The organism is Actinophytocola sp. (assembly GCF_035712165.1).
GTDB lineage: Bacteria > Actinomycetota > Actinomycetes > Mycobacteriales > Pseudonocardiaceae > DASYTH01.
Genome location: NZ_DASTBH010000394.1, coordinates 1 through 11,532 on the forward strand (window position 1 = coordinate 1; position 11,532 = coordinate 11,532).

The window sequence follows — 11,532 nt, forward strand, 5'->3', positions numbered from 1 at the left end:
TTCGGGTGCTGGAAGGGGCGACTCGCCGATTCACCTGGGGCGCGCGCTCGGCGAGTTCCCAGTTCCAGCCCGGCGAGTTCCGCATGCCGCCCAGCGAGTGGCACTTTCCGGCGGCCACGGTGTCGGTTCCGGGGTGCGGGCCGGGCGCCCGATCGGCGGTTCGGGTGCTAGAAGGGGCGACTCGCCGATTCACCCGGGGCGCCAGCTCGGCGAGTTCCTGGGCCGGGGGCATCGTCTCGGTTCCGGGGTGCGGGCTGGGCGCTTCCCGCTGGCGACTCGGGTGCCGGAAGGGGCGACCCGCCGATTCATCCGAGGCGCCCGCTCGGCGAGTTCCCAGCTCCAGCCCGGCGAATTCCGGATTGCCGCCCAGCGAGTGGCACGTTCCGCCGGCCACGGTGTCGGTTCCGGGGTGCGGGCCGGGCGCCCGATTGGCGGTTCGGGTGCTGGAAGGGGCGACTCGCCGATTCGCCCGGGGCGCCAGTTCGGCGAGTTCCCAGCTCCAGCCCGGCGAGTTCCGCATTGCGGGTGGGCGGGTTTCGTGTTGCGCGGCGGGAGTTGCGTGTTGGGGCTGGCACCGGGTTGATGCCTGGGCGTGGCTGGGTGCCCCTTGCCTGGGCGCCCCCGCGGCTGTGGCGCGGGTGGGGGGTGGCTACCTGGTGGGGATTACAGGCGGCCTCGGGGGGTGGGGCGGGGTTAGAGGATGGCGAGGGTGCCTTGGGTCAGGGGGGTTTGGGTTGTGGTGGTGCCGGTCCAGTGGGAGGAGAAGAGGAGGCGCTCGGCTTGGTAGAGGGTGATGGCGAGGGTGTCGGGGGTGTTGTGGGGGGAGTCGGTGCCGGTGAGGCGGAGGGTGAGGTTGGTGGCTACTGGGCGGGGCTGTAGGGGAGAGGAAACGTCCAGGAGGGTGGCCTGGGCGCGGAGGTCCAGGGCGGTGGAGTGGGGGCGGAGGTCCAGGAGGGTGGCTTGGGGGCGGAGGTCGAGTGGGGTGGGGTGGGGGTTCTGGGTGGAACTGGCTCCGAAGTTGGTGAAGGTGGTGGCGATGATCTGGTAGCGGCGGCCACCGGACTGGAAGGTGATGGTGGCCAGACCGGTGGTGGCGGCGGTGAAGCGGGAGTGTCCGATGAGGAGGGTGAAGCCGGTGCTGGTGCCGGGGTCGGCGGGGTGGGCGCCGGCTGAGCGGTCGGCACGGATGGCCCCGCTGGCCAGGACCAGGCGGGTTTCGGAGCGGGACACCTCGAGAGTGCCGGTGCCGGTGGCGGTGTAGTTGCCGCCGACGGTGACCGAGATGGGGTGGGTGCCGAACGGGAGGGTGGCGGTGCAGCTGGCGGAGGCGGCGGTGGTCTCCGCGCCGAGCAGACCGACGGGCGCGGTGCACAGAGGGCGGCCGGCCGAGGTGAACGACACCGTGCCGGTGCGGATGTCACCGGGGGTGCTGTCGGTCGAGCCGGGAACGACCGCGCTGTCGCGCACCGTCGCGCGGAGCAGGACGGTGGCGGCGTCGCGGCTCTGGGCGAGGGTGTCGCCGGTGTAGGTCGCCTCGGCGTCCTCCGGGGTCACCCGGATCAGGAACGTGCTGGTGCCGACGATTCCGACGTCGTCGGTGACGGCGACGCTGACCGGGTAGTCGCCGGGCGCCGCCGTGGTCGTGCCGGTGACGGTCCAGGTGTGCACGCCGGGGCGGGTGTCCGGGTCGGTTACCGAGCCGGACACGAGGGTGAGGCCGGCCGGTAGGCCGGTGGCGACCGCGGCGAGGGCCGGGCCGGGGCTGTCCGGGTCGGTCGCGCTGACCGTCACCGACAGCGGGTCGCTGTACTGCACGACGGCCGTTCCGGACGGGGCGTCGTTGGACACCCGCGGCGAGGCCTGGATGGTCAGATCGGCGTCGTTGAGGTCGAAGAACACGTTGCCGACCGCCTCGACCTTGATCCGGCCCCGGGTCGTGGCGACGTCGGGCAGGGACACGGTCTCGGCACCGTCGTTGGCGGTGTGTTCGGCCAGCACGTGCGGGAAGGTGGCCCCGCCGTCGACCGACAGCGAGATCTTCACCTCGGTCACCCCGACCGGGGCGGCGTCGGTCCCGGCCACCGACCAGGTGAGCGGCTGCGCGGAGCCGCCGCGCACGGTCTGCGCCGAACCCTGTGAGGTGACCAGGAACGGCCCCGCCGCCGGGGCGACCGTCAGCGCGGTGTCCGCGGTGCCGATGCCCCCGCCGCCCAACCGGCCGTCGCGGACGGTGAGCCGGAAGTGCAGGGTCCGGGACTCGTCGGTGCCGACCCAGTCCGCGGTGGGCAGGAACTCCGAGTAGCAGTCGATGACCTCGGGCGGCACGTTGGTGCCGCCGGTCGGTGGTGACGGTGGCGCCGCCGGGCAGGCGCCGGTCGCGGCGTTGGTGTGCCCGGCCGCGATCTGGGCCAGGTCCGGGAACACCCGGGTGGGGTCGGCGTTCACCGCGTTCTCGCCCGGCGAGTAGTACTCGAGGGTGTCCTCGTTGCTGACGATCGCCGCGGTGCCGAACTGCCGGAACAGCGGGCCGTTCGTCTTGGTGTTGCTCACCAGCGCGGTGCCCGTGGCGGCGCCCTGGTCGTTCTGCTCCCACAGGTAGGTCAGCGGGTCGCCGTCGGAGTCGGTGGCGCTTCCCGTCAACGCGAACGGCGTGCGCGCCGGGATGGTGAACGACGCGGGCGCGGTGACCACCGGCGCGTGGTTGTCGGTGTCGTCGACCCGGACGCCGCCGTTGCCCACCGCGCCGCCCTTGGCCGTCTCGCCGACGAAGCCGGAGGTGCCGGAGGCGGCGGTCAGGCCGAGCGACTCGACGTTGGTGCTCGCCACCGCGCCGCCGTCGAACGCCACCTGGAACCCGGTGTCGCTCAACGTGCCGCCGCCGAACCCGGCGACCGTGACGGTCGCGCCGGACGGCCAGCCCGCCATCCCTTCGATGGCGGCCTTGATGCCGTCCACGGTGTAGTTGGCGCCGCGCACGATCGGCGCCGACTGCGCGCCGCCGAAGGTCAGCGCGAACGAGTCGCCGTCGGTGTCGAACTCGCGCAGCGCGACGTTCTGCACCTCGTTGATCGGCGGGCGGGTGGAGTTGACGAACGTGGTGATCTCGCTGTAGCTGCGCTGGGACCAGTACGGGTCGCTGTGCGGCTGCAGGTCGTCCTGCCGGCAGATGCCGGCGTAGGCCATGATCGACGAACCGCTGCCCGGCTCGACGGAGTTGGCGGCGTTGCGGTTGCCGCCGGAGCAGTTGCGCTGGGTGCCGTTGAAGGTGTGGTTGCCGGCGAACTGATGGCCGATCTCGTGCGCCACATAGTCCACCGCGTAGAAGTCACCCACCGGTGTGGGCAACCCGGTGCAGCCCCGGGCCTTGTTCGCCCCGCCGACCACGCCGAGCCCGGCGACGCCGCCGCCGTCGACGCCGAGGCCGATGTGCCCGACGTCGTAGTTGCTGGCGCCGATGATCTGGCCGAGCACGAGGTTGTTGCGGGTCAGCGTGCTGCCCGCGCACCCGGCGAGCTGCGCCGGGGTGTAGCAGGCCGCCGCGCCGCACGGGCCGTTCGGCTCGGTGGCCAGCGCCGCGGTGTTCAGGTTCGTCCGGTCGGTGTCGTCGACCAGCACCAGACGGATCGCGGTCTCGTCCTCATAGATCTGGTTGACCCGGTTGACCAGTGTCACCTTGGCCGCGGTGACGTTCTCCGCGCCGAAGTACGTGGCGTAGGACGGGTCGGTGATCAGCGCCAGCCGGTAGGTGCGCAGCCGCACAACGGGTTCGGTGACCGAGGGCAGCAGATCCTGCGCCAGCGTCTCGATCTCCTCGGGCTCCACCAGCGGTCCGGCCGGGTTCGCCAGATCGTGCCCGTAGTAGCTGGCGTACAGGCTCTGGTCGGCGTGGTGGAACGGGTCGACGAACCAGGAGCCGAGCTTCGATCGCACCGAGGCGTGGAAGCCGAGCGGGGTGAGGTCCGCGCGCACGGTCGCGGTCGGGTCGTCCACGCCCTTGCCGGCGTAGGTCCGGATCTCCGGGTGGGCCGCGGCCAGCCCGGCCGCCATCACCGGAGTGTCGACGAGTTCGAAGCGCTGGAAGTCGCCGGCCGGCGTCGGCAGCGTCATGACCGACCCCGCGCCCCGGGAGACCCGCGCCAGGCCGACGCTCATCGCGGTGCGGTCCAGGGTGAAACCGGCGAACCGGTTGGGGTGGATCTCGGCTGGTCTGGCCGAGCGGCCCGCGACCGAGGCGCCGTCGGCCTTCGTCCACGGGTTCTCCGGGGTGGGCGCGGCGGCGGCCGGGGTGGCCGGGATGAGCAGGGCGAGCGCGAGGGTCGCGGCCGCCAGAGCGGCCAGACTCCGGCGGCGATCCGGCGATGATGAGGCGTGGCTGGTCAACTCGGAACTCCCCTCGCGACGGGGGCGCCGCTGCGACGCGCGGCACTGCTGTGCGCGATTCTTCTCGCCTGCCAAGCCGCGCCGAAACGGGCGAAAGTAGCCTCTGGGAACATCTTTCGTAGCGATGCCCCGCACCCAACGGTGCGGGGCATCGTCAACGAACGGGTGCTACAGGCCGATCGTGAACAGCAGCCGGTTCGGCGAACCGGTGCCCGGGTTGGTGATCCGGTTGGCCGTGGCGTTGGCGTTCAGCGCGCTGGCCACCGTCGCCGGGCTGGCCGTGGCGTGCGTCGCCAGGTACAGCGCCGCCGCGCCGGCCACGTGCGGCGTGGCCATCGAGGTGCCGCTGATCGTGTTCGTCGCGGTGTTGCTGGTGTTCCAGGACGAGGTGATGCCCTGGCCCGGCGCGAAGATGTCGGTGCAGGTGCCGAAGTTGGAGAACGACGCGCGGGCGTCGGTCTGCGTGCTGGCGTTCACCGTGATCGCCTGGGTGACCCGCGCCGGCGAGGAGTTGCACGCGTTGGCGTTGGAGTTACCGGAGGCGACGGCATAGGTGACGCCGTCGGCGATCGAGTTGCGCACCGCGTTGTCCAGCGCCGTGCTGGCCCCGCCGCCCAGGCTCATGTTGGCCACTGCCGGCGCGCCGGCCGCGTGCTGCTGGGTGACGAAGTTGATTCCGTTGATCACACCGGTGTTGGAGCCGGAGCCGGAGCAGGTCAGCACCTTCACCGCCACCAGCCGCACACCCTTGGCCACGCCGTACTGCGAGCCGCCGACCGTGCCGGCCACGTGCGTGCCGTGCCCGTTGCAGTCGGTGTTGTTGCCGTCGCCAGTGGTGTTGGTGCCCCACACCGCGCGGCCGCCGAAGGTCGAGTGCGTCGTGCGGATACCGGTGTCGATGATGTAGGCGGTCACGTTGCTCGCCGTCGTGTTGTACGTGTACCGGTTGTCCAGCGGCAGAGCCCGCTGGTCGATCCGGTTCAGCCCCCACGACGGCGGGTTGAGCTGGTCGACGTTGATGCTGAAGGTCTGGTCCTGCTCCACGAAGGCCACGGCCGGGTCGGCGGCGACGCGCTTGGCCTGCCGCTCGGTCATGGTGGCGGAGTAGCCGTTCAGGGCGTCGGACCAGGTGGCGTTCACCTTGCCGCCATAACGCGCGGCCATGCCGTCGGCCTGTGCGGAGAAACCGGCACTGTCCTTGAACACCACGATGTAGCTACCGGGAATCGCGTTCGCGGCGCCGGCGCCGAGCACCGTGCCCTCGGCGACCGCGGGCACCGTGACGGCTACGGCGACAGCCGCCGCGCCGGCGATACCCATGGTTGCCAATCGCCGGATCATTCGATGGCGAAGTTCGCCCATTGCAGGGACTCCTCGTGCAGGGCGCATGCGACGTTCCGGCCCTCGACGGCGCCAGCATGCGCGCGGAGATGGACGCCCCAACCATCGCGTCCAGGACCGGGTGACGCAAGGGTGTCCGGTCGTGCGCCAAACGTAAACTTTTCCCAAAGTTCGGTCAGCGGACGGTCGGGATGAAGATCCGCATGACCGACGGACCCCGGTTCGCCCACAGGTGATACGGGATCGCGGTGAGCTCCACCCGGTGCCCGGCGGTCACCGGCTCCGCGCCCAGCGTGGCCCAACCCGTTGCCCCCCAAGCGGAGTCGTCCCGGACCACGCCCTGGGCGCACACCACGACGGTCCCGTCGCCGAGCAGGTCCGGGCGGTGTTCCTCGGTCAGCGGCTCGGTCACGATCAGCTCGACGTGGTTGAGGTCCACATCGTCGGGCTGGTCGGGGCTTTCGAAGCAGTACACCAGCGGACCGCGTTCGACGGCCACGCTGCCCCGCACCGCGTCGACCGCCGGGTGCGGCACGGTCAGCCGCGCGGGCATCGGCAGCGTGAGCACGACCCGGTCCCCGGCCGACCACTGCCGGCCGATCTCCAGGTATCCCTCGGCCTGCGTCCCGGCCGGCGTGCCGTTGACGGTCGCGCCCGCGCGGGCACACCAGTCCGGTACCCGCAGCGCGAGGGTCCACGGCCTGGCAACGGTTTCGGCGACGGTCAGCGCGACGGCGCCGTCCAGCGGGTAGCCGGTGGCCAGGTCCAGCGCGCCGCAGGCGGTGCGGATCGTGGCCGGAATGTACTGCTGCACCTGGACTCCGGCATCGGACTCGGTGGCGACGTAACCGCCGAGCGAGGCGATGGTGCGCATGATGTTGGGCGGGCAGCAGGCGCACTCGAACCACTCCGGCCGGGTGCCGGGGGCATCGGCCCGGCGCGGCCGGGTCCCGGTGGGCGCCGCCGGCCGGGCGACCCGGCGCTGCGCGGGGTTGTTGTAGAAGAAGGCGGTCCGGCGGATCGAGGTGGATCCGGCGAACAGGTTGAACAGCGCGCGCTCGAAGTGGTCGGCGAACCGGCTCTGCCCGGTGGCCAGCAACAGCCGCCAGGACAGCATCATCCCGGCAATCGTCGCGCAGGTCTCGCCGTAGACCAGGTCCGGCGGCAGTTCGTACTCGTCGCCGAACGACTCGCCGTCGAACCGCGAGCCCACCGCGCCGTTGAGGTAGGTCTTGGTGGCCACCAGGGACTCCCACTGCCGCACGGCGGAGTCCAGCAGCGCCGCCTCACCGGTCTCGGTGTACACGTCGACCACGCCGGACAGCAGGTACAGCGCCCGCACCGCATGCCCGACGACGGTGGTCTGCTCGCGCACCGGGGTGGCGTCCTGGTAGTACACGGAGTCGAAGTGCCCCTTGGGATCGAGCACCCGGCGGCCGCGCACGTCGATCAGCTGCCTGGCCAGGTCCAGGTAGGCCGGGACACCGGTTTCCCGGTACAGCTCGACCAGTGCCATCTCGATCACCGGATGACCGTCGGTGTCCTTGCGGCGCTGCCCGCCGAACTCGGCCACCACGCAGTCGGCGGCCCGCCGGGCGACGGTGAGCAGGTCGTCGCGACCGGTGCCGCGCCGGTGGGCGACGCCGGCCTGGATCAGATGCCCGATGCAGTACAGCTCGTGGCTCATCGCCAGGTTGTCCCAGCGCACCTCGTGGCCGGCCTGCACGTAGGAGTTGAGGTAGCCGTCGGCGCCCTGCGCGCCCCGCAGCACCCCGGTCAGCTCGGCCACGGCCGCGGACAGGTCGGCGGACGGCTCCCGGCCGAGGTCCCAGGACAGCGCCTCCAGCACCTTGTGCACATCCGAGTCGCTGAACCACATGCCCTGGTGTGGCCCGGATTCGCCGGCGGCCACCCGACGCAGGTTGTCCACCGAGCCGTCCCGTTCCAGCCAGCCCAACGCGTGCGGCACGGTCGCGTCGCGGTTTTGCCGCTGCCAGCGCGCCCAGAACCCGGTGGTCAGCCCGACCTGGTCGAGCCCGAGCGGCCGGACGGCCAGGCGTGCGGTGGCCAGTGGCCAGACCGGCCCGGCGATGGGAGGCGTAGGCGGCACAGCGGTTTCTCCTTACTTCAGCCACGCAGCGCGCCGGCGACCAGGCCGCTGACGTAGAACCGTTGCAGCAGCAGGTACACCACCAGGCAGGGCAGCATCGCGATCACCACACCCGCTTGTAGGGCACCGAAATCGATGATGTTGTACGAGGCGTACCGGATGTTCACCAGCATCACCGGCAGGGTGTACTTGCTCCCGTCGTTGAGGAAGATCAGCGGGGCCAGGTACTCGTTCCACGAGGTGAGGAACGAGAACAGGCCGACGGTCACCGCACCCGGCATGACCATGCGCAGCGAGACGTGCCGGAACGCCCCGTAGTTCGAGCACCCGTCGACCAGCGCGGCCTCCTCCAGCTCCCGGGGGATCGCCTCGAAGCTGTTGCGCATCAGGAAGATCCCGAACGGGATTTGGAACATGACCAGCACCAGCGCCAGACCGATCAGGGTGTTCTGCAGGCCCATCCGGGCCAGCAGGATGTACAGCGGCAGCAGGATCGTGGCATAGGGCACCATCAGGATCGCCAGCGTGGCCACGAACAACAGATGCTTGCCGCGGAAGGTGAACCGGGCGAAGCCGAACCCGCCGAGCACGCACACCACCACCGAGCCGATCACGGTCAGCGCCGATACCAGCACACTGTTCCACAGGTAGGTGGCGATGCCCTGGTCGAAGGTGGTCAGGCTGCGGTAGTTGTCCAGCGAGAGGCTCTGCGGGAACCAGGTCGGCGGCTGCTGGTTGGCCTCGGCGGTGGTCTTCAGCGAGTTGAGCAGGGCCCACAGCAGCGGGAACAGGAACAGGATGGCCAGCGCGGCGCTGACCGCGTGGAACAGGACGGTCCGGGTGGCGCGCATCAGTTCTCCCGGTTGCGCAGCAGGCGCAGTTGGATCACGTTGAGCAGGACCAGCGCGACCAGCAGCACCACGGCCTCGGCGGCGGCGTCGCCCAGCCGGAACGACTGGAAGGCCTTGTTGTACAAGGCGAGCACGACGGTCACGGTGCTGTTGTCCGGCCCGCCGTGGGTCAGCACGTAGAACTGGTCGAAGGCGAGCAGCGAGCCGGTGACCGACAGCACGGTCAGCAGCGCCAGCGTGGGCTTGAGCCCGGGGATGGTGATGTAGCGCAGCCGCTGCCAGGCCGACGCGCCGTCCACCCGGGCCGCCTCGTACAGCTCCTCCGGGATCGACTGCAGGCCGACCAGCAGCACGATGACCTGGAACCCGATGAACTTCCACACCACCAGGGCGATCACGGTGAACAGCGCCTTGCCGGGGGTCTCCAGGAACCCGACCGGCGCCTCGATCAGGCCGACACCGCGCAGCACCTGGTTGAACACACCGAGTTGGTCGTGCGCGTCCACCCACCACATCGTCGACGCCGCGGCGACCCCGACCACGTAGGGCAGGAAGAACGCGGTGCGGTAGAACCTGGTGCCCCGCCGGTAGCTGTTGGAGATCGCCACCAGGACGAACGCCACCGCGAACAGCACCACCGTGGTGATCGCGGTGTAGACCAGGGTGAACGTGATCGCCTCGAGGAACATGTCGTCGTTCGCGATCGCGCGGTAGTTGTCCAGCCCGTTGAGCGTCGGATCGGCCAGCAGCGGCCAGTCCGTGAACGACATGTAGATCAGGACGCCCAGTGGCGCCAGGAAGAGCGCGGCCACGATCAGCGCGGTGGGCGCGACGAACAGCCACCCGGTCAGCGGCCGGCGGGCCGCCGGGCCGCGGGACGGCCGGGGCGCGGCGGCGGGCGCCGGCGCCCCGGTCTCGACCCGGGTGAGCGTCACCGGACTCACCCGGCCGCGTCCAGCCCTGCCTGGATCTTGGCCTGCCCGTCGGCCAGCGCCTTGTTGATGTCGGGGCCATAGAGCGCCGCCCGCACCGTTTCCAGCCACGGCCCGTTCGGGTTGTTGAACAGGTCGCCGAACGGCAGCGCGAACGGCGTGTGCCCGTTCTTCAGCCCCTCGGCGATGATCTTGGTGCGCGGGTCGGCGGCGGTGTACTTGTTGCCGCCCAGGTCGGTCCGGCCGGGGAGGTCACCGTTCTTGGCGATGATCTCCACCTGGGAGCTTTCCTCGAGTGTCCACTTGAGAAAGTCCCACGCCTGCGCCTTGTGCTGCGAGGTCGCGGCGATGCCGGCCACGTCGCCGCCGGTGAACGTCGCGGTCTTGGCGCCGTCCGGAGACATCAGCGGGGTCACGCCCCACTCGAACGCGGTCTGCTTGAGCAGGTCGCCCACGATCGGCGAACCGAGTGCCAGCATCCCGACCTTGCCGGCGAGGAAGTTGGCCGGCCAGGTCGCGCCGTCCTGGGTCTTGTCGCTGCTGTCCACCAGGTTCTCGTCGCTGGTCTGCTTGTACAGCTTGAAGATCGCCTTGAACGAGTCGTTGTTGATGTCGACCTTCTTGCCGTCCGCCGACAACACCTCCTTCCCGTCCGCCCAGGCGTACGGGAACAGCGTGTACACGTTGCAGCCGCCACAGCTGCCGGCGAGGTCCCAGCCGGTGATGCCGTTGCCCAGCGCGGTGATCTTACGGGCGTAGGCGAGGATCTCGTCGAAGTTCTTCGGCGGCTTCTCCGGGTCCAGCCCGGCCTGCTTGAACAGGTTCTTGTTGTAGAACAGGACCGAGGAGTCCAGCTTGTGCGGCACCGCGTAGATCTTGTCCTGGTAGGAAGCCACATCCAGGTGCGACTTGGCGATGCTCGAGTAGTACGGCAGGCCCTTCACGTCGCCGGTGAGGTCCTGGAACAGGCCCTGCTTGGTGTAGTTCGGGGTGTAGACGACGTCGGAGGCCAGGATGTCGGGCAGGCTGCGGGAGCCCGCCGCGGCGCCGACCTTGGTCAGGTAGTTGTCGTTGGGGATGATCGTCAGCGCGACCTTGTTCTTGTGGCTCTGGTTGTACGCGTCGACCAACCGCTGACTGAACTGGTCGGTGGCCGACCGGACCCACATGGTCAGCTGGGTGCCGTCGTCCGGGTTGGTGCTGGCGGTGCCGGAGTTGTCGCTGCCGCCGCACGCGGTCAGGGTCAGCACGAGCGTGCCGGCCAGCGCCACGACTCTGGTGAACATGGCCGTGTCCTCTCCCTTGAGGTGAGCCATCGCCGTCCCGGCGATTTCGGAAATGTTTCCGTAGGGCTAGGCCAATACAGCTAAGGCTTTCCGGACCATAGAGTGCGAAGATAACCCTGGTCAATGCTCATATCTCGCAATATCATTGCGGAAATTTTTCCGGCTGGAAGAGGGATTCCGGTGGCGCAGCGGAAGCGACGTGGGGCGGTCACGGTCAACGACGTGGCCGCGCTTGCCGGGGTTTCCCCCGGCACGGTCTCCAAGGCGTTGAACGGCCGCGGTCAGCTTCGGTCGGAGACCCGCAGACGGGTGGTGGCCGCCGCCGAGGAGCTCGGCTTCCAGGCGAACCTGTTGGCGCGCAACCTGTTGGAGGGGCGCACCTACACCGTCGGGGTGCTCACCACGGACAGCTTCGGGCGGTTCACGATCCCGGTGATGCTCGGCGCGGAGGACGCGCTCGGCGCCGGTCAGATCTCGGTGCTGCTCTGCGACGGCCGGGGCGACCGGATCCGGGAACAGCATTACCTGCGCACGCTGCTGGCCCGGCGGGTGGACGGGATCATCGTCACCGGCCGCACCTACGACCCGCGCCCGTCGCTCGGCCCCGGCCTGCCGGTGCCGGTGGTCTACGC

At 70.3% G+C, this 11,532-nt stretch carries 7 protein-coding genes; 1 reads left to right on the forward strand and 6 read right to left on the reverse strand.

The genetic code is table 11. The features are described from left to right. Positions 1 to 693 precede the first annotated feature (693 nt). The 6 genes from VFO68_RS21830 to VFO68_RS21855 all read right to left on the reverse strand — a co-directional run bounded on the left by VFO68_RS21830 (position 694) and on the right by VFO68_RS21855 (position 10,900). On the reverse strand, positions 694 to 4,380 hold the full coding sequence (locus tag VFO68_RS21830; RefSeq protein WP_325160211.1) for a M12 family metallo-peptidase: 3,687 nt from the start codon (positions 4,378 to 4,380) through the stop codon (positions 694 to 696). A gap of 168 nt (positions 4,381 to 4,548) precedes the next feature. Then, positions 4,549 to 5,700, reverse strand: coding sequence for a S8 family peptidase (locus tag VFO68_RS21835; protein WP_325160217.1), 1,152 nt, complete (start codon positions 5,698 to 5,700; stop codon positions 4,549 to 4,551). A gap of 196 nt (positions 5,701 to 5,896) precedes the next feature. Beyond that, complete coding sequence (locus VFO68_RS21840) at positions 5,897 to 7,831, reverse strand: glycoside hydrolase family 127 protein (RefSeq protein WP_325160212.1); 1,935 nt, start codon at positions 7,829 to 7,831, stop codon at positions 5,897 to 5,899. A 17-nt stretch (positions 7,832 to 7,848) separates the two neighbouring features. Continuing rightward, entirely contained in the window at positions 7,849 to 8,682 is an 834-nt protein-coding gene (locus VFO68_RS21845) for a carbohydrate ABC transporter permease (RefSeq protein ID WP_325160213.1), read from the reverse strand. Beyond that, positions 8,682 to 9,617, reverse strand: coding sequence for a sugar ABC transporter permease (locus tag VFO68_RS21850; protein WP_325160214.1), 936 nt, complete (start codon positions 9,615 to 9,617; stop codon positions 8,682 to 8,684). The genes VFO68_RS21845 and VFO68_RS21850 overlap by 1 nt, the downstream gene beginning before the upstream one ends. Positions 9,618 to 9,622: 5 nt before the next feature. Then, entirely contained in the window at positions 9,623 to 10,900 is a 1,278-nt protein-coding gene (locus VFO68_RS21855; protein WP_325160215.1) for a sugar ABC transporter substrate-binding protein, read from the reverse strand. Positions 10,901 to 11,080: 180 nt separating this feature from the next. Between VFO68_RS21855 and VFO68_RS21860 the strand changes: the two genes are divergently transcribed. Next, positions 11,081 to 11,532: LacI family DNA-binding transcriptional regulator (locus tag VFO68_RS21860; RefSeq protein WP_325160216.1), on the forward strand; the 452-nt coding region annotated here is incomplete at its 3' end.

Bases quoted from the DNA above. Each gene is read 5' to 3' on its own strand.
- VFO68_RS21845 (WP_325160213.1), bottom strand. From the start codon at position 8,682: ATGCGCGCCACCCGGACCGTCCTGTTCCACGCGGTCAGCGCCGCGCTG.
- VFO68_RS21855 (WP_325160215.1), bottom strand. From the start codon at position 10,900: ATGTTCACCAGAGTCGTGGCGCTGGCCGGCACGCTCGTGCTGACCCTG.
- VFO68_RS21835 (WP_325160217.1), bottom strand. From the start codon at position 5,700: ATGGGTATCGCCGGCGCGGCGGCTGTCGCCGTAGCCGTCACGGTGCCC.